Below are 23,229 nucleotides of genomic sequence, written 5' to 3'. Positions count from 1 at the left end.
TTTGGCACTGGCTTATCAAGCACCCTGTTGAGTTCTCAAAGAACAACCACACACCATCCGGAAACCCCGCACCAGCAGGACCCCCGTCCGGGGCATTTCGTTCAACCGCACCCGCCGCTCTCGCGCCAGGCACTTTTACTACGTTACCCGGTGGTTTCTGCCGTGTCAAACCGGTGTTTCGCGGTTTGTCATTGCTTCCACCCTTTTGCCGGGCACCACGGTTCGACCGACTCGCGCCGGGCGCCTCGTGGATTTCGGCAGGACGGCCGCTGCGGTTTCCCGCTCGCTCGTCCGTGTCCCTGCCGGCCGATAACCTTACCCGGTCGGCTCCGCCTCACCAAATCCGCCTCCCGGCGAATCCGGGGCACCGCCCGTATTCGGTCCTGCGCTCCGGCCTTTCAGGCTTTCGCCTGTTTCGTCCGTTCCGCGCTGGCAGAGAGAAAGTTACGCGCCCGGCGGATTGATCGTCAAATCTGCCGGGCGCGTCCCGCGTCACACCGTCGATGTGGAGCTATCTGCCCAGCTCAACGCCGGCAAAGTTGCGCTTGCCGCGGCGCAGCACGAGGTAGCGGCCGTGCAGCAGGTCCGCCGGTGCCACCGTGGCGTCCACCTCGGCGATGCGCACGTTGTTGACGTACGCGCCGCCCTCGGCGATGACCCGCCGGGCCTCCTTCATGCTCGGCACCAGGCCCGACTCCTTGAGCAGACCCGCGACGTCGGGCAGCTCGTCGAGGTGCACCAGGCCCGCCTCGGTGAGCGCGGCGCGCAGGGTCGCCGGGGACAGCTCGTCGAGCGAGCCGCGGCCGAAGAGCGCCTGGCTGGCCGCGACGGCCTGGGCCATCTCCCGCTCGCCGTGCACCAGCGTGGTCAACTCCTCGGCGAGCGCCCGCTGGGCGAGCCGGGCCTGCGGCCGTTCCGCCGTGGCCTTCTCCAACTCCTCCAGCTCCTCGCGGGAGCGGAAGCTGAAGTACCGCAGGTAGCGGGTGACGTCCCGGTCGTCGGCGTTGACCCAGAACTGGTAGAAGGCGTACGGGCTGGTCATCTGCGGGTCGAGCCAGACCGCGCCGCTCTCGCTCTTGCCGAACTTGGTGCCGTCGGCCTTGGTCACCAACGGTGTCACGAACGCCTCGACCGGCCCGGCTCCGCGGCGGCGGACGTAGTCGACCCCGGCCGTGATGTTGCCCCACTGGTCGGAGCCGCCGTACTGGAGCTGGCAGCCGTGCCGGCGGTGCAGCTCGAAGAAGTCGTTGGCCTGCAGGAGCTGGTAGCTGAACTCGGTGAAGCTGATGCCGCTCTCCAGCCGGGCCTTGACCACCTCCCGTGCCAGCATCTTGTTCACCGGGAAGTGCTTGCCGACGTCGCGGAGGAACTCCACCACCGACATCTCGCCGGTCCATTCCAGGTTGTTGACCAGCTGGGCGGCGTTCTCCCCGGTGTACGAGACGAACGGCGAGAGCTGGTCGCGGATGCGCTGCACCCAGCCGTGGACCACCTCGGGCGGGTTGAGGGTGCGCTCGGCGCTCTCCTTCGGGTCGCCGATCTGGCCCGTGGCGCCGCCGACCAGCAGCAGCGGCCGGTGCCCGGCGAGCTGGAGCCGGCGCGCGGTGGTGACCTGCATGAGGTGGCCGACGTGCAGGCTGGGCGCGGTCGGATCGAAGCCCACATAGAAGGTGGCGCTCCCGCCGTCGAGCAGCTCGCGCAGCTCGTCGAGGCCGGTCGAGTCCTGGATCAGGCCCCGCCACCGCAGGTCTTCGGTCAGGGAGTCCCGCCCGTGCGGGAGGCTGCTGTCGGTCACGGTCACCGATTCTCCCCCATCACCGGCCCCGGCCCGTACCGGGTTTGCCGACGAGGGCCCCGACTAGGCTGACGGCGGCGTCGCGCGAGAGGGAGGGGTCGCCGTGGAGGAGCCGGATCTGACCGGGGGCTTCGTCGCCCTGCTGGGCCTGAAGTTCGACGAGGTGAGCGGGGACCGCGTGGTGATCCGCTGGCAGGTCCGTCCGGAGCTGCACCAGCCGTACGGGATCCAGCACGGCGGGGTCTACTGCTCGGTGGTGGAGACGGCGGCCAGCATCGGCGGGGCGCTGTGGCTCGGTGACAAGGGCAAGGTGGTCGGGGTCTCCAACCAGACCGACTTCCTGCGGGCCGTCCGCGACGGCGAGCTGACCGCGGTCGGCACCCCGATCCACCGGGGCCGCAGCCAGCAGCTCTGGCTCGTGGAGATCACCGACGAGGGCGGCCGGCTGGTGTCGCGCGGCCAGGTGCGGCTGCAGAACCTCACCGGCGCCTGATCCCGGGCTGTTCGATTCGCCCGAAAACGGGGATCTGACGCCGATATCGTCGCGTCGATGAGACCGCCCGCTCCCGACCCGACGTGAGGAAGCTCCTCGCCGCCACGCTCGGCGTGCTGTCCGCCATCGGCGGCTTCGTCGACATTGGCGACCTCGTGGCGGCGAGCCAGGCCGGCGCCCGCTTCGGGATGGCCCACGCCTGGGTGCTGCTGGTCGGGGTGGTGGGCATCTGCGCGTACGCGGACATGGCCGGCCGGATCGCGGCGGTGAGCGGCCGGGCGGTGTTCGATCTGGTCCGGGAGCGGCTGGGGCCGCGGGTGGCGCTGCTCAACCTGGTGGCCTCCTGGCTGGTCACGGTGATCACCCTGGCCGCGGAGCTGGGCGGGGTGGCGCTGGCGTTGCAGCTCGCGACCGGGCTGAGCTACCTGCTCTGGGTGCCGGTGGCCGCGGTGGCGGTGTGGCTGGTGCTCTGGCGGATGCGCTTCGAGCGGATGGAACGGGTCTTCGGGCTGGCCGGGCTGGCCCTGCTGGTCTTCGCCGTCGCACTCTTCGCGCTGCCCACCGATTGGGCGGAGCTGGGGCGCGGGGCGGTGCGGATCAGCTCCGCCGGCGAGGGCTGGTCGGTGTACTGGTTCGTGGCGGTGGCCCTGTTCGCCTCGACGGTCAGTCCGTACGAGGTGTTCTTCTTCTCCTCCGGCGGGGTCGAGGAGCGGTGGAGCGCCGCCGACCTGGCACACGCCCGCTCGAACGTGCTGATCGGCTTCCCGGTCGGCGGCTTCCTGGCGCTGTCGCTGATCGCCGTGGCGACGGTGGCGTACCACCCGTCGGGGGCGTCGCTGGACACCCTCGACCAGGTGGCCCGGCCGGTGGTGACCGCGCTGGGCGGGGCCGGCCTGGCCGCCGCCGTGCTGGCGTTCTTCGCGGTGACGTTCGGTGCGGCGCTGGAGACCGGGCTGTCGGCCGCGTACGCGGCTTCGCAGTACTTCGGCTGGCAGTGGGGCAAGCGGGTCAGCCCGCGGGAGGCGGCCCGGTTCCACAGCGTGCTCCTCGTCGGGCTGCTGCTCGGGGTGCTGCTGCTGATGACCACGGTGGACCCGGTCCGGCTCACCGAGTACATGCTGGTGCTCAGCGCCGTGGTGCTGCCGCTGACCTACCTGCCGATCCTGGTGGTGGCGAACGACCGCAACTATCTCGGCGACCGGGTCAACGGGTGGTGGACGAACCTGCTCGGGGCGCTGTTTCTGCTGCTCATCGTTGCCGCGTCGGTGGCGGCGATCCCCCTGGCGATCGTCACGGGGATGGGGCGATGAGGATCCAGCTCGCCAAGCAGTTGCTCGACCGTCAGATCGTCGACGTCGACGGCCGGCTCGTCGGCCGGGTCGACGACATCGCGTTCGACGTCGACGAGGAGGGCTACCCGTACGTGGACTGCCTGCTCACCGGGCAGGCGGCGCTCGGGCAGCGGGTCGGCGGCCGGATCGGGCGGCTGCTCGTGGCCGTCGCCGACCGGTTCACCGACGACCCGCCGGTGCCGCCGCTGCGCATCCCGCTCACCCTGGTCGACCGGGTGGACAGCGCGGTGCGGTTGCGCTGCCCGGCGGCCGACCTGCCGCCCTCGCCGGTGGAGTCCTGGCTGCGCCGGCACGTGATCGACCGGATTCCCGGAGCGCACCGTGCGAGCGGGTGAGCTGCTCGGCCGGACCGCGTACGACCTGCGCGGCCGCCGGTTGGGCCGAGTGGTCGACGTGGTGGTGCGGGGTGGCTGGCCGCCGGAGCGGCTGCGGATCACCGACGTGATCGTCGCCGGCCACTGGTGGACCCGGGTCACCAGCCGGCTGATCGGGCCGGAGCGGCACCCGTCGGGGCCGTGGCTGCTGCGCGCGATCACCCGGGTGCTGGGGCGGAGCACCCGCCAGGTGCCCGCCGACTCGGTGCAGTTGCTCCCGCCGGTGCCGGGCTTCCCGTTCGGCTCGCCGGCCGAGCGCCGTTGAGGGTCAGCCGCGCGCCTCGTCGAGCACCGGGGCGTCGTCGGCGGTGTCGGCGTCCTCGGCGCGGTCGCGGCGGGCGTGCCGGCGGACCCGGACCTCGGTGATGGCGTGGTGGTCGACGCCGCCCACGGCCAGGTCCCAGCCGTCGACCCGGACCCGCTCCCCCGCCACGGTGGGGATGTGCCCGAGGCAGATGAGCACCAGCCCGGCGATGGTGGTGTAGTCGCCGGCCGGCCGGTTGGGCAGCTCGACGCCGAGGTCGGTGAGGTCGTGCACCGGGAAGGTGCCGGGCAGCACCAGCGTCCCGTCCTCCTCGGTGTGCACCGTGCTGAGGTCCCGGTCCGTCTCGTCGTAGATCTCGCCGACGATCTCCTCGAGGATGTCCTCCAGGGTGACGATGCCGTCGACGGCGCCGCGCTCGTCGACCACCAGCGCGATGTGCTGGCGTTCCGCCTTGAACTGGCGCAGCGCGTCGACCACCGGCAGCGAGTCGGGCAGCAGCATGGGTGGCCGGGCGATCTCGTCCACCGGCCGGTCGTCGGGGACGCCGACCAGGTCGCGCAGGTGGATCACCCCGACCGCGTCGTCCAGACCGCCGTGCCGGACCACCGGCGCCCGGGAGTGGCCGGTCGCGGCGAGGACCAGCCGGGCGGCCTCCGCGGTCGTCCCGCTGTCCAGGGTGAAGACCTGCAGCCGGGGTACGAGCACCGCGCGCAGCTGCCGGTCGGCGATCTCCACGGCGCCGGCGATGATGGTCCGCTGCTCCTTGGTGAAGCCGTGGTTGCCGGCCACGATGTCGCGCAGCTCGTCCGGGCCGATCTCGTCCGGTTCGTGCTTCGGGTTCAGCCCGAAGAGGCGGACCACCAGGTCGCTGGTGGCGCCGAGGGCCCACACCGCGGGCCGGGTGACGCTGGCCAGCAGGTCGAGCGGGCGGGCCACGACGAGGGCCCACCGCTCGGCGGACTGCATGGCGATCCGCTTCGGGGCCAGCTCGCCGAAGACCAGGGTGACGAAGGTCAGCACCAGGGTGACCGCGACGATGGCGACCGTCTCGGCGGCGTCGCCGAGCGCTCCGAGCAGCGGGACGAGGGGCTTGGCCAGCGACACCGCCGCGGCGGCGGAGGCCAGGAAGCCGGCCAGGGTGATCCCGATCTGGATGGTGGCCAGGAACCGGTTGGGGTCCTTGGCCAGCCGGGCCAGGGTGCGGCCGGCGCGACTGCCGCGTTCCAGCCGCTGGAGCTGGCTGTCACGCAGTGAGACCAGGGCCATCTCGCTGCCGGCGAAGGCCGCGTTGACGATCACCAGAACTCCGACCAGGGCCAGCTGGCTCCAGTAGCTCTGCACGCCCGGTTCTCTCCCCCTCGACCCGACCGGGCCGGCCGCCGTGGCCGCCCCGTCGCCGACCGGGGCCCGGGCGGCGTCGCCCCTCAGTGCCCCGCGGGCGGGCCGCGCAATCCTCCGGCGAAGGGTCAGGCGGGCGCCGGCAGGTCCAGCACGTAAGCGTCGCCCTCCGGGCGGAAGCCGAGCCGGTGGTAGTAGGGAGCGACCATGCCGGGCGGGCTGACCACCCGGCGGAAGCCGCGGTCGGTGAACAGCCGGCTGCGCCGGTAGACGAACTCGCCGGGGGTGAAGTCGCGGAACGGCGGGGTCACGTAGTCCAGGTCGATCTGGGCCACCCCGCCGGCCTCGGCGTGCGAGACCACCACGCCGACCACCTCGTCGGCGCGGACCACCAGGAACGCCGAGCGGTCGGCGGCGGCCCGGTCCCAGCGGAAGTCCGGGTTGAACCGGGCGATGTCGGCGGCGTGCACCCGCAGGGTGTGGGCCAGGAAGGCGTCGCCGGTGCCCACCTCGACCACCTCGTAGGTCTGCGCGTCGTGCCGGGTGGCGAGCATCTTTCGCAGGTACCAGACGTTGATCACCGCGAGCACCACGTTGAGCCCGACCATGGGCCACACGTGCACGGCGGCGTTGTAGCCGATCAGGATGAGGCAGCCGAGCAGGTTGAGCGCGCGCAGCCGCAGGATGCGGGTCTGCAGCAGCGACCAGACCAGCAGCGCGGAGCCGGCCCAGCCGACGAGTTCCAGCCAGTTCACCCCGGGGAGACTAGTGGTCGCCCTGGTCAGCCGCCTCGGAGGGCGGCCCGGTCAGGGCCCGACGGGCCCCGAACCGTCCGCCCACAGATTCCCCTGCCAGACGTTTCCCGAGTTGTTCCGGTAGGCGGCCACCGGTCCGTAGCTGCCGCAGCGGGGGTTGAACTTCTTGCCGAAGCGGTTGTCGAGGTAGCGGATGTTGGTGCCGTTCGGGCCGCCGCCGTAGGTGCAGTAGCCACCGGCGGTGTTGAAGAGGTTGTTCTGCACCAGCACGTTGCTGATGGTCGGCTCGTCGTAGAGCGACAGGGCCGACGAGCAGCCCTGCTTGTCCGGAGAGACGTTGACCCGGCTGCACTCGAGGTTGTTGTGGACGAGGGTGAGGTTCGCACCGCCGTTCGCGCCGGCCGCCGCCTGGTGAGCGCCCTCGGTGTACGTGAAGTCGTGGGCGTACGAGTCCCGGATGGTGACGTTGTCGCCCATGCTGATGCCCGTGCCCGTGTTGTGCACATGGCAGCGGATGCAGGTGAAGTTCGGTCCACCGATCGCTGCCCGGTCCGGCGTGGCGTTGCCCTCGTCCTCCACCTCGACATCGATCAAGGTGAGATTCTGGAAGTCCCAGTCCGTCATCCAGGAGGCGTACACGGAGCCCTTCACGTGGGACCGCTTGATGGTCACATTCTTCGCCACGATCTTGAGATCCCGTGGGAAGTAGCAGCCGTCGAGCGTGATGCCGGACGTGCGGATGTCACCATTGCAGTCGCGCAGCTTCACTCCGGTGTGCCGCCACCCGGTGCAGTTCTCGTCCGGGAAGGCGGGGAACGCGGGGCAGGCACCGGGAGCCGGCGGTGGCGTGGCGCTCTGAGTGGGACTCGGCGTCGGCGAGGCACTCGGTGTACGGGTGGCGGTCGCGGTAGGGGTGGGAGTGGGAGTGGCACGGGTGGCCGTGGGCCGCGGCGTCGGGGAGCCGGACGGAGTGGGCGTACCGGACGTGAAGACCACGTCCACCCAGTAGTTGGTGGCCTTGTAGCCCTGGTCCGGGAAGCCGCCGGCGCCGTACCGGTACACACCGTTGGCGCCCTTGGCGCCGTCAGCCGGGGCATGCAGCGGGCCGCGATCGCGGCCGGCCTTGAAGTAGTTGTCGTCGGCCGAGTAGGCCCCCACGTTCGTGTGGTACGACACCACGTACAGGTCGTTGGCCTTGACGGCGACCGGCTTCGAGAAGGCGACGTACTGCCACCCGGACGCCGTCTCGTCGGTGAACTGAGCCGTCGCCAGCCGGGCCCCGCTGATCGTCCAGAGGCTGCCGGTGTGCACTCCGGTGTTGGTTTTCGACTTGTAGAACCGCACACCGAGCACCGTGCCGGCCTGATCCGAGGTGAACTTGACCCCCAGCTCGACGGCCCGCCGGTCCGGGTCGGTCACCGTTTCGGGAACCGTGGAACTGCTCCACAATGAATGCGATTGACCGGGAACGGGATCGCCGGCGCGAGAACCGGTGAGCGTCGCATTGGCGAGAGCCGTCCCGGCAACGGCGACGATGCCGGCGACGCCCAACACAACGATCGATCTCAACTGATCACGCATCCGTTACCCCTTCTTGCGGTGCCACGGCTGTTCCGCGGGCACCGAAGCCACGCCGTTATTTCGATCATGACGAGGGCGGTCCTCGGCCAGACTATGTGACGTGCCGCTGACACCTGTCCTGCGCAACTCGCACGTGCCCACCCGCACGAAGCGGTCGGTCCTCGGCTCCGACGACCTGCTCAACGAGCATCGGCGCCCGACAGGTGCTGTAATCAGCCGAAAAGCTTCCCCCATCGCTGTCCGCCCGCCACCGCATCGCATAGATCTTCGACGAGTGGACGAAGAAAACGGCGAGTGCCCTATCGGTAGTTTGGACGGCCGACCTCAGCCACCTGTTCGTGGCCCGTGTCGCTTAGTGGACAGACGGAGTTTCCGCCCTACAGTCGTCCATAGCATTTAGCCCGTCGTTAGGACTGGCAAAGGCTTCCGCCACGGTCCGACAATCCACGGGTCGATGCAATCTGGGGGTACGCCCTGTGCGCAAAAACCAGTTTTCCCGCGATGCGGTCATCATCGGCGGTTGCGGTCGGGTGGGGCTGCCCTTGGGCATAGCGCTCGCCTCACGCGGCCTGACGGTGGCCCTCTACGACATCAACGAAGCGGCGGTGGCAGCCGTCAACAACGGTGTGATGCCCTTTGCCGAGGAAGGCGCCGACAGGCTGCTGGCCGAGGCGACCCGAGCCGGCCGGCTCGCCGCGACCACCGATCCCGCGAGCGTGGGTACGGCCGAGAACCTGATCGTGGTGGTGGGAACCCCGGTCGACGAGCATCTGAACCCCGACCTGGGAGCCGTGCCGCGCGCGCTCGAACGCTGCGCGGAGCATCTGGCCCCCGGCCAGTTGATCATCCTGCGCAGCACCGTGTATCCCGGAGTCACCGGGCTCGTCGAGAAGCTGCTGCGCGACAAGGGCATCCACGCGGATGTGGCCTTCTGCCCCGAACGGATCGCCGAGGGCAAGGCCCTCACCGAGCTCTTCGACCTGCCGCAGATCGTGGCGGCACGGACCTCGGATGTCAGCCAGCGAGCGGAGAAGTTCTTCCGGAACCTCACCGGTCAGATCGTGCCGCTCGCACCCGAAGAGGCGGAACTGGCGAAGTTGTTCACGAACACCTGGCGCTACATCAAGTTCGCCACCGCCAACCAGTTCTGGATGATGGCCAACGACTTCGGGCTGGACTACGCCCGCATCCGCCACGCCATCACGTTCGACTACCCGCGTGCGGCCGACGTGCCGATGCCGGGCTTCGCCGCCGGACCATGCCTGCTGAAGGACACCATGCAGCTGGCCGCCTTCAACAAGAACAACTTCGTGCTCGGCCACGCCGCGATGCTCATCAACGAAGGGCTGCCGCTCTACCTGGTGTCCCGCCTCGAAGACCGCTTCGACCTGGCGAGCAGCACGGTCGGCGTCCTGGGCATGGCGTTCAAGGCCGGCAGCGACGACCCGCGCGAGAGCCTGGCCTACAAACTCCGGAAGATTCTGACGCTGAAGGCGAAGTCGGTCCTGTGCACCGACCCGTACGTGGTGGACGACCGGTTCGTCCCGCTCACCGACGTGCTGGCGGCCGCCGACGTCCTGGTCATCGCCGCGCCGCACGCCGACTACGCCCGACTCGACACCGAGCGTCCGGTGATCGACATGTGGGGTGTCACCAGGCAGGGGGTCCTGCTGTGAGGCCGCGGGTGTCCATCGTCATCCCGGTGTACAACGAGGGCGAGGCCATCCTGCCGTGCATGGAACGGATCCTGCGCGACGTCCTGCTGCCCAGCGAGATCCTGCTCGTGCACGACACGCCGGACGACTCCACGGTGCCCTACGCGGAGAAGATCGCCGTCACCGACTCGCGTGTCCGTCCGGTCCTCAACACGTACGGGCCGGGGCCCGCCAACGCCATCCGCTTCGGCATCGACGCCGCCCAGGCTCCGGTCACCGTGGTGACGATGGCGGACGGATGCGATGACCCACGGCAGATCGACGAACTGGCCCGCCTCGTCGAGCGCGGTGTGGTCGTGGCGGCGGCGTCGCGGTACATGCCCGGCGGGCAGCAGGTCGGAGGGCCGCGCCTCAAGCGGTTCCTGTCCCGCTGGGCGGGGCGTAGCCTCCACCTCTTCACCCGCGTCGGCACCCGCGACGCGACCAACAGCTTCAAGGCGTACGACACGGAGTTCGTCCGGTCGGTCGGCATCGAGTCGCGGGCCGGCTTCGAGATCGGCCTGGAGTTGACCGCGAAGGCCAGCCGGGTCCGCCGTCCGGTGGCCGAGATCCCCACCATCTGGCTCGACCGCCAGCTCGGCCAGTCGCACTTCGACCTGGGTCGGTTTCTCCCCAGCTACCTGCGCTGGTACCGGTTCGCCTACGGCCGGCGGCTGACCATGGAGCAACTCGTCGCCCGACGAGAGCGCCATGACAAGCAACAGGTCATCGCTACCCCCGCCCTCGAACAGATCCACTAGGAGCATTCGTGTCAAAGGTTCTGGTCACCGGTTCGGCCGGCTTCATCGGCGGCTACGTCGTCGAGGAGTTGCTGTCACGCGGCCACGAGGTGGTGGGAGTCGACAACTTCTCCAAGTACGGTCCGGTGTCGCACTCGTACGATGCCGACCCGCGTTACCGCTTCGTGGAAGGGGACGCCCGGGACGCGGACCTGCTCGGCGATCTCCTGGCCGACTGTGACCACTTCATCGCCGGCGCAGCGATGATCGGTGGCATCTCCTACTTCCACACCTACGCGTACGACCTGCTGGCCACCAACGAGCGGATCATGGCCGCGTCCTGCGACGCCGCGATCCGGGCGCACCGCGACGGCCGGCTGCGGAAGGTGACCTACCTGTCCTCGTCGATGGTGTTCGAGTCCACCGACCGCTGGCCGTCGAGGGAGGGCGACGAGCGGCGCATCCCGCCGCCGCTGTCCTCCTACGGCTTCCAGAAGCTGGCGGTGGAGTACTACGCCCGCGCGGCCTGGGACCAGTACCGGCTGCCGTACACGATCGTGCGGCCGTTCAACTGTGTCGGCGTCGGTGAGGGCCGGGCGCTGGGCGAGGCCGAGGTGCTCTCCGGCAACGTCAAGCTGGCCATGTCCCACGTGGTGCCCGACCTCGTCCAGAAGATCGTCAAGGGACAGGATCCGCTGCACATCCTCGGTGACGGCAACCAGGTCCGCCACTACACGTACGGGGGTGACCTGGCGCGCGGCATCGTGGTCGCGATGGAGCACGAAGCGGCCCGGAACGAGGACTTCAACCTGTCGACCGCGGAGTCGACCACGGTGCTGGAGTTGGCCGAGCTGATCTGGCGCAGGATCAAGGGTCCGGAGGCGCCGTTCCGGTACGTCTCCGACGACCCGTTCGAGTACGACGTGCAGAAGCGCGTCCCCGACGTCACGAAGGCCCGGGAGGTGCTCGGATTCGAGGCGACCACCACGCTGAACGAGATGCTCGGCGAGGTGATCCCGTGGGTGACCCAGGCGGTCGCGGAGGGGCGGCTCTGACCGCCACGCGACGGCCGGACACCCGCCCGGCACCGCCGAGCGCCGCCCGGGCATTGTTCGTCGCCCCGGCGGCGGCCCGGTTCGCAGGATGGCGCGGCCTCGCGCTCGCCACGGTTGCCGTGGTGGCCGGCACCGCGCTCCAACTGTTGCGCCAGCCGGGGGCCGGCGCACTCGACACCATCTGGGCCGAGGACGGCACGGTCTTTCTCAGCGACGCCGTGCGGCAGGGGCCGCTGACCGCGCTCACCACCTCGTACGCCGGCTACTACCACGCGGTACCCCGGCTCCTGGGCGGTATCGCGGCGCTCGTCCCGGCGGACGCGGCCGCCGCCGTCCTGGCCGTTGAGGCGGCGCTCGCCGTCGCACTCCTCGCGCTGCTGGTCTACGTCGCCAGTGCGGCGCACCTGACCTCGTCGCTGTCCCGCCTGCTGGTGTCCGCGGCGATCCTGGTGGTGCCCGTGGGCCAGGGGGAGGTGCTGAACTCGATCGCCAACTTCCACTGGTACGGGTTGTACGCGCTCTTCTGGGTGCTGATCTGGACGCCGCGCACCAGGGCCGGGCGGGTCGTCGCGGTCGTGGTGACGGTCCTCGTGGCGGCGAGCGACATCCTGGGTGTCGTCTTCGTGCCCCTGCTGCTGTGGCGTGCGGTGCGCCCGGCGGACGGGCCGAGGCGGGACCGGCACGGCGTGGTTCTGGCCGGCGCGCTCGCCCTCGGCCTGGCGGTGCACTTCGCCGGTCTGCTGGCCGGATCGAGCGGGCGGCACCTGTCCCCCGACCCGGTCCGCGCCCTGGCCGGCTACCTGCTGCGCGCGGTGCCGGCTCCGCTGATCGGCGAGCGCTGGTTGGGAGACGAGGTCGACGCCCGGTGGATGGCGCTGGCCGCCGTCGCCTGGCTCGCCGTGGGTGCGGTGGTGCTGCTGGCCTTCGCCCGGCTGACCGGTCCGGCCTGGCCGCTGGCGATCGCCGCCGCGCTGCACGGCGCCGCACTGTACGTCCTGCCGGTGTTCCTGTCCGGCACGGCCGCGCCGCGCTACGCGGTGGCTCCGGCGCTGCTCGTCGTGACGGCGCTGGTTGCCCTGCTCCAACCGGCCGCCGACGCCCGTGCCGGGAGGGTGCCCCTGTACGCCCTCGCGGTCGTGCTCGCGGTGGTCGCGGCGGTCAACTTCCGAGTCGACAACCCGCGTGCGGACGGCCCGACATGGCGCGAGGAACTGACGCGCGCCCGCGCCACCTGCGCTCCGGGCGCCACCGCCGTCGTGCCGGTCGCCCCGCGGAACGAGACGCCCCCCTGGCTGGCCCGGATCCCCTGCGGCCACCTCACATGACCGGGGCAAGGGTGGCCTCGCGGGTAGCCGCCGATGCCGATGGGGCGACCGGTGTCACGCACTGTCGGTTGGCGACGACACACCCGACAGCGAGTGCTGGTGGGCCGAAGGTACCGGTTTCCCGGCGGCCGCCCGCCGAAATGCGACAGAGCCCTGCGAACGCCCATCACCGGCCGGTAGCTTCCCGAGCGGATCAGGTCAATGGGCGCCAAACGAACCACCGTACGAACGAAACGGAGTGCCGTGAGTTCTTCGCCTGCCATCTCAGACGGACCCATCGGCGTCGCCGTCATCGGCGCCGGCTACTGGGGCCCCAACCTGGTTCGCAACTTCCAGGGGTCGCCGGCCTTCCGCCTCCGGTGGCTGTGTGACCTCGACCGCGAACGGGCCCGCCGCGTCCTCGGGGACTACTCGACGGTGCAGGTCACCGACGACCTTGACACGGTGCTGGCCGACGAGACGGTCCAGGCCGTCGCGATCGCCACCCCGGCCGGCACCCACCTTCCGGTGGCACTGGCCGCGCTGCGCGCCGGCCGGCACGTGCTGGTGGAGAAGCCGCTCGCGGCCACGTACGAGGAGGGGCGCCAGCTCGTCGAGGAAGCCGACCGGCGCGGGCTGACCCTCATGTGCGACCACACCTACTGCTACACCCCGGCGGTCCTGCGCATCCGTGAGCTGCTGCGCTCCGGCGACCTGGGCGAGCTGCACTACCTCGACTCGGTGCGGATCAACCTCGGTCTGGTCCAGCGCGACATCGACGTGGTCTGGGACCTGGCTCCGCACGACCTGTCCATCCTGGACTTCATCCTGCCGCCGGGGATCGCGCCGACGGCCGTCGCCGCCCACGGCGCCGACGGCATCGGGGCCGGGCGCAGCTGCGTCGCGTACCTCACGCTTCAACTCAACACGGGCGCGATCGCGCACATCCACGTCAACTGGCTCTCCCCGGTCAAGATCCGCACCGCCATCATCGGCGGATCCAAGCGCACCCTGATCTGGGACGACCTCAACCCCAGCCAGCGGCTGGCGATCTTCGATCGGGGCGTCGACGTCGCGACACCCGACGAGCTCGGCGAGGAGGAACGCCGCGACGTGCTGGTGTCCTACCGCTCCGGGGACATGGTGGCTCCGGCACTCACCGAGCGCGAGGCACTGCGAACCATGGTCGAGGAGTACGCACGCGCCATCCGCACCGGATCGCCGGCGCTCACCGACGGCCGGTCCGGCCTGCGGGTGCTCCAGATCCTGCAGGCGGCGTCGCAGAGTCTCGCCAACGGCGGTCTGATGGTCGACTTGCGAGGAGGGTCCGAAGGATGAGTGCGGCGGTTTCGGTGAAGGACGCGTGTGCCCTGGTGACGGGCGGTGCCGGCACGATCGGCTCCCACGTGGTCGACCTCCTCGTGCAGGGCGGTGCCCGCGAGGTGGTGGTGCTCGACAACTTCGTCCGCGGCCGGCGCGAGAACCTGCAGTGGGCCCTGCGGAACGGCCGGGTGCGCCTGGTTGAAGGGGACATCCGCGACGCGGACCTGGTCCGCGAGGTCAGCCGGGGCAAGGACCTGGTGTTCCACCTCGCCGCCATCCGGATCACCCAGTGCGCCGAGGAGCCGCGGCTGGCCAACGAGGTGCTCGTCGACGGCACGTTCAACGTGCTGGAGGCGGCCGCCGCCGAGGGCGTCCGCAAGGTCGTGGCCTCCTCGTCGGCGTCGGTGTACGGCCTGGCCGAGGTGTTTCCCACCACGGAACGGCACCATCCGTACAACAACGACACCTTCTACGGCGCCGCCAAGGCGTTCAACGAGGGCATGCTGCGCAGCTTCCACAGCATGTCCGGCCTCGACTACGTGGCCCTGCGCTACTTCAACGTCTACGGCCCCCGGATGGACATCCACGGTCTGTACACCGAGGTGCTCATCCGCTGGATGGAACGCATCGAGTCGGGCACTCCCCCGCTGATCCTCGGCGACGGCCGGCAGACCATGGACTTCGTGCACGTGGCCGACATCGCGCGGGCCAACATCCTGGCTGCCGAGGCCGATGTGACCGACGAGGTGTTCAACATCGCCAGCGGCACGGAGACCAGCCTCAAGGAGTTGGCGCAGGCGCTGAGCGAGGTCATGAAGTCCGACCTGCCGCCACAGCACGGGCCCGCACGCGCGGTCAACGGAGTGACGCGGCGGTTGGCGGACACCTCGGCGGCCGCCGAGCGGATCGGCTTCCGGGCCGGCATCGGGCTCCACGAAGGCCTGCAGGGCCTGGTCGACTGGTGGCGGGGGCAGCGATGAGTTCAGCCGATCCGGGCCGCCGGATACCGGTCATGATTCCCCTGCTCGGCGAGGAGGAGGCACAGGCCGCGGCAGACGCCGTCCGCTCCGGCTGGGTCGCCCAGGGCCCACGGGTGGCACAGTTCGAGCAGGAGTTCTCCGCGCGCGTCGGCGCCGATCACGGGGTGGCCGTCAGCTCCTGCACGACCGCCCTGCATCTGGCTCTGGTCGTCCTCGAAATCGGCCCGGGGGACGAGGTGATCGTCCCGTCCCTGTCCTTCATCGCCACCGCCAACGCGGTGCGATACGTCGGCGCGACCCCGGTCTTCGCCGACGTCGACCTCGCCACCGGCAACCTCACGGTCGACACCGTCGACGCGGTACGCACGCCGCGAACCCGCGCCGTCATCGCGGTCCACCAGGGCGGCGTGCCGTTCGACGTGGCCGCGCTGCGCAAGGCCGCCGACGGGTGGAACGTGGCCCTTGTGGAGGACGCCGCCTGCGCGGCCGGCTCCACCGCCTACGGTCAGCCCGTCGGGGCCGGCGCCACCATCGCCGCCTGGTCGTTCCATCCCCGCAAGGTCATCACGACCGGCGAGGGCGGCATGCTCACGACGGACAACGCCGACTGGGCGCGGCGCCTGCGTCGGCTGCGGGAGCACGGGATGAACATCTCCGCCGCCGACCGGCACGCCAGCGCACAGCCGGTGCTGGAGTCGTACCTGGAGACCGCCTACAACTACCGGATGACCGACATCCAGGCGGCGGTGGGCCTGGTGCAGCTCGGCCGCCTCGCCGGGCTGGTCACGCAGCGCCGGGCGCGGGCCGAACGGTATCGGGCGCTGCTGGCCGATCTCCGCGGCGTCGTGCCGGTCCAGGATCCCGCCTACGGCCAGAGCAACGTGCAGTCGTTCTGGGTGCTGCTGCGGCCGGAGTACGGCACGAGCCGCGACGAGGTGCTCGCCGAGTTGGCGGCGCAGGGTGTGTCGGCCCGGCGGGGCATCATGGCGTCCCACCTCGAACCGGCGTACGCCGGCCTGCCCTCGGCGCCGCTGCCGGTGACCGAACAGCTCACCCGCGACTCGCTGATCCTGCCGCTGCACCACGCGCTGACCGACGCCGACCAGGACCACATCGTCGCCGTACTGCGCCTGCTGGCCGGTCGATGACGCAGCCTCTGGTGATCGTCGGAGCCGGGGGCTTCGCCCGGGAGACCGCCGCGGCCGTCCGCGCGGTCAATCAGGTGCGACCTGTCTGGCGGCTGCGAGGCTTCCTCGACGACGATCCGGCGTTGCACGGCACCGAGCGGGCGGGTCTGCCGATCCTCGGCGGGATCGACGACCTCGCGGAGCTACCCGACGCAGCCGTCGTGGTCTGCGTCGGCAACCCGCGCGACCAGCTCGCCCGGGCGCGGGTGGTCCGCCGGCTCGGCCTGCCCGCGGAACGCTTCGCGACCGTCGTCCACCCGTCCGCTCAGCTCGGTGCGGGCTGCCTCCTCGGAGCGGGGTCGGTGCTGCTGGCTCAGGTCACCCTGACCGCTGACGTCACCGTCGGCAGTCATGTGGCGATCATGCCGCAGTCCGTGCTGACCCACGACGACGTCGTGCACGACTTCGCGACGATCGCCTCGGGCGTGCGGCTGGGGGGCGCGGTCACCGTCGCCGAGGGCGCCTACCTCGGCGCCGGCGCCCTGCTTCGGGAGTCGCTGACCGTCGGCGCGGGGTCCCTGCTCGGCATGGGCTCGGTCCTCCTCGACGACCTGCCGCCGGCCGAGGTCTGGGCCGGCAACCCGGCCCGGTTCCTGCGCCGCACCCACCTGCCCGCCGAGCCGCTCAGCCTTCGAAGGAGCCCTGCATGACCAGCATCCCGCTCGTCGACCTGGCCGCCGCCCACGCCGAGGTGGCGGAAGAGGTCGAGGCCGGCTTCAAACGGATCATCGCCGACACCGCCTTCATCGGCGGCGCCGAGGTGACCGCCTTCGAGCAGGAGTACGCGGCCTTCAGCGGCGTACCGCACTGCGTCGGGGTGGCCAACGGCACCGACGCGCTCGAGTTGGCGTTGCGCGCGCTCGGCGTCGGTCCGGGCACCGAGGTGGTACTTCCGGCCAACACGTTCATCGCCACCGCGGAGGCGGTCGCGCGGGCCGGCGCCCGGGTGGTGCTGGTGGACTGCGACCCCGGCACGTATCTCCTCGACGTGGACGCCGCGCTGGCCGCGATCACGCCGGCCACCAGGGCGGTCGTCCCGGTGCACCTCTACGGGCAGCTGGCGCCGGTGGAGCGGCTGCGCGCGGGGCTCGCCGGGCGGGACGTCGCGATCGTGGAAGATGCCGCCCAGTGCCAAGGCGCCACCCGGCACGGCCGCGGCGCGGGCGTGGACGGCATCGCCGCGACGAGCTTCTACCCCGGGAAGAACCTGGGGGCGTACGGGGACGCGGGCGCCGTGGTGGCGACCGACGCCGAGCTCGCCACCGCGGTGCGCACGCTCGGCAGCCACGGCGGCCTGAAGAAGTACACGCATGACGTGATCGGCGTCAACAGCCGGCTCGACGGGCTGCAGGCCGTCGTGCTGCGCGCCAAGCTGATGCGGCTGGCCGGCTGGAACGCGCTGCGCCGGACCGCGGCCGCGCGGTACGACGCGCTGCTCGCCGGACTCGACGTGGTGCGGCCGACGACGCTGCCGGGCAACGAACACGTGTGGCACATCTACTGCGTGCGGATCCCCGGCGACGGCTCGCCGGGCCGCCGGGACGAGGTGCTGGCCCGCCTCAACGCCGCGGGCGTGGGCGCCGCGGTCCACTACCCGGTGCCGGTTCACCTCACCGGGGCCTTCGCCGGGCTGGGATACGCCGCCGGCGCATTCCCGGTCACCGAGCGGATCGCGCCGGAACTTCTCTCCCTGCCGATCTATCCACAGATCACCGCCGAGCAGCAGGAGCGGGTGGTGGAGTCGCTCGTCGCGGCACTGCGATAGCTCCTCATCCGCAGCCGCCCCGCCCGGATCGGGACGAAAGGTAGGACGTGTACGTATCGATACGGGATCGACCCGGGATCGGCCGGCGGCCGGGCCCGGACGCGGTCGTCGCCCGTGTCTCCACGACGGTCGTCCTGCTGGGCGTGGTCAGCCTGCTCACCGACGTCTCCTCGGAGATGGTCTCGTCCGTCCTGCCGCTCTACCTCACCGCGCAGGTCGGGTTGACGATGACCGCCTACGGCTTCCTGGACGGCGTCTACCAGGGCGTCAGCGCGGCGGTTCGCATCGCCGGCGGGTACGCGGGCGACCGGAGCAGCCGGCCGAAGTGGGTGGCGGCGATCGGCTACGGGGTGTCGGCGCTGTCCCGGATCGCCATGCTGCCGGTGCAGGGGCTCGCGGCCATCACCGCGGTGATCACCGCGGACCGGTTGGGCAAGGGTTTGCGGACCGCCCCCCGCGACGCGCTGATCGCCGCCTCGTCGGACCCGGCGATGCTGGGCAGGTCCTTCGGCGTTCATCGGGCGCTGGACACCGCCGGCGCGGCGTTGGGGCCGTTGCTCGCGTTCGGACTGCTCGCGGGCGTGCCCGGCAGCTACGACTCGATCTTCGTCGTGTCGTTCGCCTTCGCCGCGGTCGGACTGGCGGTGCTCCTCCTGTTCGTACCGAACCCGCTCACGGCGACGGACGGCCGCCGCGCCGGACTGCGCCGTCTCGGTCGCGAGCTGACCAGCCCGCGGCTGCGCCGTCCGCTGCTCGCCGCCGGCCTGCTCGGCCTGCTCACCGTCGGTGACGGCTTCCTCTACCTGACGCTGCAGGACCGCGACGGCTTCGCCGCGCGCTACTTCCCGTTGCTGTACGTCGGCACCAACGTCGCCTACCTCGTGCTCGCCGTACCGCTCGGCCGCCTCGCCGACCGGGTGGGCCGCGCGCGCGTGCTGGTCGGCGGACACCTCGCCCTGCTCGGCTGCTATCTGCTGGCAGCCGGACCGTCGGGCGGTCTGGCCGCCACCGTCGTCGTTCTCCTGTTGCTCGGCACGTTCTATGCCTCGACCGACGGAGTCCTGGCGGCGCTGATCAGTCGGCTCGTGCCCGCGGAGGTGCGGGGCAGCGGCATCGCCGCCGCGCAGACCGTCGTGGCGGCCGCCCGCTTCGTAGCCTCCCTGGCGTTCGGGCTCGCCTGGGACGCGACGGGCCCCGGCAGGGCCCTGGTGGTCGCCGCGATGCTGCTCGCGATCGCCGTTCCCGGCGCGGCCTGGCTGCTGCGCGGCGTCGAGACCGGCGCCGACCCGGACGGGGCCGGTACGGCGGACACCGCGGACCGGAGCCCGGCCGACCGCACACCCGATGGCGGTGTCCCGGCGTGACGACGGAGCAGGTTCACCGGGGCGCCACACGCCTGAAGCTGGTGGTGTTGGCGGGCGTCGTGCTCTTCGCCGTGCTCGGCGCAGGCGGTTACGTCCTGCACGTACGCACCTCGCAACCGGCGGCCGGGCCGAAGGTGCCGGCCGCGGCCAGGCGGGATCGTCTCACCAGCGTCACCGCAGGGCCGCACGTGGTGTTCCGGAGCACGGCGCGGGGCGAGGGGTACGGCCAGGTCGCGCTCGTTCCGCTGTCCGCACCCGACGGCCCCCGCACCTTCACGCCCGCGTCGTGCGACCGCGTGTATGCCGCCGCAGGCCAGACGATCTGCCTCACCGCCAGACGCGGCCTGGTCACCACGTACCAGGCGAAGCTGCTCGACGCGGAGTGGGCTCCGCGGCGGGATCTCCCGCTCACCGGCGTCCCGAGCCGGGCGCGGCTCTCCCGGGACGGAACGCTGGTCGCCACGACGAGCTTCGTCTCAGGCGACTCGTACGCCAATCCCGGCCAGTTCTCGACGCGCACGGTGGTCAGCCGGATGGACGGTGCGACCATCGGCGACATCGAGAAGTTCGCGCTGGTGGTCAAGGGCCGGACCGTCGCGGCGGCCGACAAGAACATGTGGGGCGTGACGTTCGCCGACGACGATCTGTTCTACGCGACCGCGTCCTCGGGAGACAGGACGTGGCTCGTGAAGGGCAGTCTGGCGGCCCGGCGACTGACCGCACTGCGCGAAGATGTCGAGTGTCCGTCGTTGTCGCCCGACGGCACGCGGATCGCCTTCAAGAAGCACGGTGACCTGCCACCGGGACAGTGGCGGCTCGCGGTGGTCGAGATCGCCACCGGCAGGGAGACCCTTCTCGCGGAGACACGCAGTGTCGACGACCAGCCCGAATGGCTCGACGACACCCATGTCCTGTACGGGCTTCCCCGGAGCGGCACCGACGGCGCCGCCGCGACCAGCGACGTCTGGAGCGTGCCCGCGGACGGCAGCGGCAGCCCGAGTGTCCTCATCCACGACGCCTGGTCTCCGGCCGTGGTGCGCTAGCGAAGGCAGGCAGGATCGGCATGAAGATCATCGTTTACCCGCACGCCATGAACGTCGGGGGCAGCCAGCTCAACGCCATCGAGTTGGGCGCTGCCGTACGGGATCTCGGTCACGAGGTCGCCGTGCTGGGCGACGAGGGGCCACTCGCGGCCCGGGTCGAGGCGCTCGGTCTGGAACTGCTGCCCGTCAGCGCCCGCCGCCGGCGCCCCTCCCCGACCGTCGCCGCGAAGCTCCGCCGGCTCGTCCGGGCGCGTGGGATCGACGTGGTCCACGGCTACGAATGGCCACCCGCGCTGGACGCGGCCGCGGCGGTTCTTCCCGGCGACCGGGCTGCCGCCGTCTGCACCGTGATGTCCATGGCCGTCGCCCCGTTCCTGCCCGCGTCCATGCCGCTGGTGGTGGGCACCCGCGCGTTGCAGATACACACGGCCGCGCGCCGGCCCGGACCGGTGCATCTCATCGAGCCTCCGGTCGACACGGTCGACAACGCGCCGGGCCACCCGACGGGGGAGTTCCGCGCCGATCACGGGCTGCACGCCGATCTCGGCGAGGAACGGCCTCTCGACCTGGTCGTGGTGAGCCGGCTCGCCCCGCAGCTCAAGCTGGAAGGCATCCTCACCGCGATCGACGTGGTCGGCGCGCTCGCCCGGCGACGGCCGGTACGCCTGGTCATCGTCGGCGACGGTGTGGCCCGCGAGACGGTCGAGCAACGCGCGGCGCGGGCCAACGCGCAGGCGGGGCGACGGGCGGTGGTGCTCACCGGGGAACTGCTCGACCCGCGGCCCGCCTACGCCGCGGCCGACATCGTTCTCGGCATGGGCGGGTCGGCCCTGCGTGCGCTCGCCTTCGGCCGCCCGCTCATCGTCCAGGGCGAGGGCGGCTTCTGGGAACTGCTCACCCCCGAGAGCTGCGACCTGTTCCTGCACCAGGGGTGGTACGGCGTGGGCGATGGCACAGCCGGCGGTGACCGGCTGCACGGCATCCTGCGTCGGCTGCTCGACGACGCCACGTTGCGGCAGACCCTCGGTGCGTACGGGCGCGATCTGGTGGTGCGACGGTTCAGCCTGCAGCGGGCGGCGCGTCTGCAGGAGCAGATCTACGAGGAAGCTGTGGCGCGGCGGGCCTCCGCTCGCGAGTCCGCCGCTGCTCGGGAGTATCTGCGCGCCCTCGCCGGCGTCGGCTCCCACAAGGTGCGCCGGCGGGTCGAGTCGCTCCGTGGATCCGCGGCGCGGGACGACTTCAACGCCGCCACCCTCGCGGCCGCCTCGCTCAGGCAGCAGCAACGGCAGCCGGCCCGACAGGACGTGGTCGAATCCGGCGTCGAGTCAGGCGCGGAGGGCTAGTTGGGCCTCGGCTGCCGGCTCGGGCTCGGCGGCACCGACGGCGCGCAGTGACCGCAGCACGTCGCGCTTCTGGTAGACCAGCAGGACGATCGCGGACATCCCGACGAGGCCGGCGAGCACGAGTGCGAGCAGGTCGTGCCGCATGCCACCACTGATCACGAAGACGATCACCCCGACGGCCGCCGCGCCCAGGACCGGCCGGATCATCTGCGCCGCGAACGGCCCGGCCCGGACGCCGGTCCGGTTGAGTTCGAACAGATAGATCGGGAGCACCACGAGCAGCCCCACGACCAGCTGCGCGATGCCCGCGCCGGGCAGTTCCCAGAGCGTGGCGCCGACGTAGAGGGCGGGAACGAGCGCGGCCAGCCAGATCACCTGCGCCGTGAAGACCACCCGGCTGCTGGCGAGCACGACGAAGTAGTCGTAGATCAGCTCGAAGATGATCCGCAACGCGGCGAGCAGTCCGAGCCAGGGCAGCACGGTGGCGGCGGGCTGCCACACGGACCCGTAGACGAATCTGACCAGGGGCTCCGCCGCGGCCGACAGCAGCACGCAGGCGGGCAGCGTGACAGCGACGAGCAACCCGGCGGTCGACAGGAAGGTCCGGTGCATGACGGGCCGGTCGTTCTGCAGTCGGGACAGCGCCGCCGGAGCCACTGCCCGCACCGGTGAGGAGAAGATGCTGATCGGCCAGCCCGCCAGGTTGGAGGCCAGTACGTAGTAGCCGAGCGGTACCGGTCCGAGCACCGCGCCGACGAGCAGCCGGTCCACGTTGTTGACGGTGAAGACCAGGATGCTGGAACCCGCGAGCGGGAGTCCGAAGCGCATCAGCTCACGCGCCTTTGCACGGTCCAGTCCGAACCGCATCGACCCCCACTCGAAACGGACCAGCAGGAGCCCGCCGGCGAGCGCGCCGGTGAGCCGTCCGACCGCCAGGCTCATGGCACCCAGGCCGGAGATGGCGAGGGCGATCGAGGTGAGCGAGCCGGTCCAGTGGGTGACCTGGTCGACGATGGTCTTGCGGTCCTGGCGGAACTTGCGTTGCAACATCGCGGCCGGCGTCGCCAGCAGGCCGTCGAGAATGACACTGACAGCGAGCAGGCGGACCACGGGGGTGGCGCCCGGCTCCCCCATCGCCGAGGCGAACGCCGGCGCGCCCAGAAAACAGGCGACGTAGACCAGAACGCTGGAGATGACCGAGATCGTGGCCACGGTGGGTGCGATCTCCCGGGGGTCGCCGGGCCAACGCACGATCGCCAGGCTGACGCCGAGTTCGTTGAAGCTGAGCACGGCCATGAGCGCCACGGTGGCCACCGCGAACGTGCCGAACTCCGCCGGCCCGAGCAGGCGGGCGATCGCGATCCCGATGGCCAGGGTACTGAGCCGCCCCAGCGCGGTACTGGCGAAGCTCCAGCCCAGCGCCCGACCGGCCCGACCGTACAACGAGCCGTCTTCGCTGACCTTCAGCCTCATACCCT

General features: G+C 71.2%; 21 protein-coding genes. 16 read left to right on the top strand and 5 right to left on the bottom strand.

Annotation, left to right across the window (positions count from 1 at the left end):
* Positions 1-511: 511 nt before the first annotated feature.
* The gene (tyrS, locus tag ABZV78_RS17095) at positions 512-1,795 is read right to left on the bottom strand and encodes a tyrosine--tRNA ligase (protein ID WP_355639546.1); all 1,284 of its coding nucleotides are present in this window, start codon (positions 1,793-1,795) and stop codon (positions 512-514) included.
* Between the two features lie 103 nt (positions 1,796-1,898).
* Between tyrS and ABZV78_RS17090 the strand changes: the two genes are divergently transcribed.
* From ABZV78_RS17090 to ABZV78_RS17075, 4 genes are all read left to right on the top strand, one after another.
* Positions 1,899-2,288 carry a PaaI family thioesterase gene (locus tag ABZV78_RS17090; protein WP_091309546.1) on the top strand — a complete coding sequence of 130 codons (390 nt, stop codon included), beginning with the start codon at positions 1,899-1,901 and terminating at the stop codon, positions 2,286-2,288.
* Positions 2,289-2,371: 83 nt separating this feature from the next.
* On the top strand, positions 2,372-3,598 hold the full coding sequence (locus tag ABZV78_RS17085; RefSeq protein ID WP_355639542.1) for a divalent metal cation transporter: 1,227 nt from the start codon (positions 2,372-2,374) through the stop codon (positions 3,596-3,598).
* The gene (locus ABZV78_RS17080; RefSeq protein ID WP_355639540.1) at positions 3,595-3,975 is read left to right on the top strand and encodes a hypothetical protein; all 381 of its coding nucleotides are present in this window, start codon (positions 3,595-3,597) and stop codon (positions 3,973-3,975) included. Before ABZV78_RS17085 ends, ABZV78_RS17080 begins: the two co-directional genes overlap by 4 nt.
* The gene (locus tag ABZV78_RS17075) at positions 3,962-4,279 is read left to right on the top strand and encodes a PRC-barrel domain containing protein (protein WP_355639538.1); all 318 of its coding nucleotides are present in this window, start codon (positions 3,962-3,964) and stop codon (positions 4,277-4,279) included. Before ABZV78_RS17080 ends, ABZV78_RS17075 begins: the two co-directional genes overlap by 14 nt.
* A gap of 3 nt (positions 4,280-4,282) precedes the next feature.
* Here the strand turns inward: ABZV78_RS17075 and ABZV78_RS17070 are convergent, their stop codons facing one another.
* From ABZV78_RS17070 to ABZV78_RS17060, 3 genes are all read right to left on the bottom strand, one after another.
* The gene (locus ABZV78_RS17070) at positions 4,283-5,620 is read right to left on the bottom strand and encodes a hemolysin family protein (protein WP_355639536.1); all 1,338 of its coding nucleotides are present in this window, start codon (positions 5,618-5,620) and stop codon (positions 4,283-4,285) included.
* 125 nt (positions 5,621-5,745) lie between these two features.
* Positions 5,746-6,372 carry a hypothetical protein gene (locus ABZV78_RS17065; protein WP_355639534.1) on the bottom strand — a complete coding sequence of 209 codons (627 nt, stop codon included), beginning with the start codon at positions 6,370-6,372 and terminating at the stop codon, positions 5,746-5,748.
* Between the two features lie 51 nt (positions 6,373-6,423).
* Entirely contained in the window at positions 6,424-7,953 is a 1,530-nt protein-coding gene (locus ABZV78_RS17060) for a DUF4082 domain-containing protein (RefSeq protein WP_355639532.1), read from the bottom strand.
* Positions 7,954-8,429: 476 nt separating this feature from the next.
* Here ABZV78_RS17060 and ABZV78_RS17055 point away from each other — a divergent pair, with 476 nt between their 5' ends.
* From ABZV78_RS17055 to ABZV78_RS17000, 12 genes are all read left to right on the top strand, one after another.
* The gene (locus ABZV78_RS17055) at positions 8,430-9,629 is read left to right on the top strand and encodes a nucleotide sugar dehydrogenase (RefSeq protein WP_355639530.1); all 1,200 of its coding nucleotides are present in this window, start codon (positions 8,430-8,432) and stop codon (positions 9,627-9,629) included.
* Positions 9,630-9,637: 8 nt separating this feature from the next.
* Complete coding sequence (locus ABZV78_RS17050; RefSeq protein WP_355639528.1) at positions 9,638-10,408, top strand: glycosyltransferase family 2 protein; 771 nt, start codon at positions 9,638-9,640, stop codon at positions 10,406-10,408.
* Positions 10,409-10,416: 8 nt separating this feature from the next.
* Complete coding sequence (locus tag ABZV78_RS17045) at positions 10,417-11,442, top strand: NAD-dependent epimerase/dehydratase family protein (RefSeq protein WP_355639526.1); 1,026 nt, start codon at positions 10,417-10,419, stop codon at positions 11,440-11,442.
* A 122-nt stretch (positions 11,443-11,564) separates the two neighbouring features.
* Complete coding sequence (locus tag ABZV78_RS17040) at positions 11,565-12,767, top strand: hypothetical protein (RefSeq protein ID WP_355639524.1); 1,203 nt, start codon at positions 11,565-11,567, stop codon at positions 12,765-12,767.
* Between the two features lie 243 nt (positions 12,768-13,010).
* The gene (locus ABZV78_RS17035) at positions 13,011-14,084 is read left to right on the top strand and encodes a Gfo/Idh/MocA family oxidoreductase (RefSeq protein WP_355639522.1); all 1,074 of its coding nucleotides are present in this window, start codon (positions 13,011-13,013) and stop codon (positions 14,082-14,084) included.
* A complete protein-coding gene (locus ABZV78_RS17030) occupies positions 14,081-15,049 on the top strand; it encodes an NAD-dependent epimerase/dehydratase family protein (RefSeq protein WP_355639520.1) in 969 nt (322 codons plus the stop codon). Before ABZV78_RS17035 ends, ABZV78_RS17030 begins: the two co-directional genes overlap by 4 nt.
* Positions 15,050-15,081: 32 nt before the next feature.
* Positions 15,082-16,197, top strand: a complete 1,116-nt coding sequence (locus tag ABZV78_RS17025; protein ID WP_355639518.1) for a DegT/DnrJ/EryC1/StrS family aminotransferase — start codon at positions 15,082-15,084, stop codon at positions 16,195-16,197.
* Positions 16,194-16,886 carry an acetyltransferase gene (locus ABZV78_RS17020; protein WP_355639516.1) on the top strand — a complete coding sequence of 231 codons (693 nt, stop codon included), beginning with the start codon at positions 16,194-16,196 and terminating at the stop codon, positions 16,884-16,886. The genes ABZV78_RS17025 and ABZV78_RS17020 overlap by 4 nt, the downstream gene beginning before the upstream one ends.
* Positions 16,883-18,001, top strand: a complete 1,119-nt coding sequence (locus ABZV78_RS17015) for a DegT/DnrJ/EryC1/StrS family aminotransferase (protein ID WP_355639514.1) — start codon at positions 16,883-16,885, stop codon at positions 17,999-18,001. The genes ABZV78_RS17020 and ABZV78_RS17015 overlap by 4 nt, the downstream gene beginning before the upstream one ends.
* A gap of 47 nt (positions 18,002-18,048) precedes the next feature.
* Positions 18,049-19,365: an MFS transporter gene (locus ABZV78_RS17010; RefSeq protein WP_355639512.1), complete on the top strand. Its 1,317-nt coding sequence runs from the start codon at positions 18,049-18,051 to the stop codon at positions 19,363-19,365.
* The gene (locus ABZV78_RS17005) at positions 19,362-20,408 is read left to right on the top strand and encodes a hypothetical protein (RefSeq protein WP_355639510.1); all 1,047 of its coding nucleotides are present in this window, start codon (positions 19,362-19,364) and stop codon (positions 20,406-20,408) included. Before ABZV78_RS17010 ends, ABZV78_RS17005 begins: the two co-directional genes overlap by 4 nt.
* A gap of 20 nt (positions 20,409-20,428) precedes the next feature.
* Complete coding sequence (locus ABZV78_RS17000) at positions 20,429-21,751, top strand: glycosyltransferase family 4 protein (RefSeq protein WP_355639509.1); 1,323 nt, start codon at positions 20,429-20,431, stop codon at positions 21,749-21,751.
* Here ABZV78_RS17000 and ABZV78_RS16995 read toward each other — a convergent pair.
* Positions 21,734-23,224, bottom strand: coding sequence for a lipopolysaccharide biosynthesis protein (locus ABZV78_RS16995; protein ID WP_355639507.1), 1,491 nt, complete (start codon positions 23,222-23,224; stop codon positions 21,734-21,736). The two genes, ABZV78_RS17000 and ABZV78_RS16995, sit on opposite strands and share 18 nt — an antisense overlap.
* Between the last annotated feature and the right edge of the window lie 5 nt (positions 23,225-23,229).

Source organism: Micromonospora sp. NPDC004540, assembly GCF_040610095.1.
In the GTDB taxonomy this organism is placed as follows: domain Bacteria; phylum Actinomycetota; class Actinomycetes; order Mycobacteriales; family Micromonosporaceae; genus Micromonospora.
Note: the sequence above shows the minus strand (reverse complement) of the source record. Positions and strands in the feature narration are given on the sequence as shown.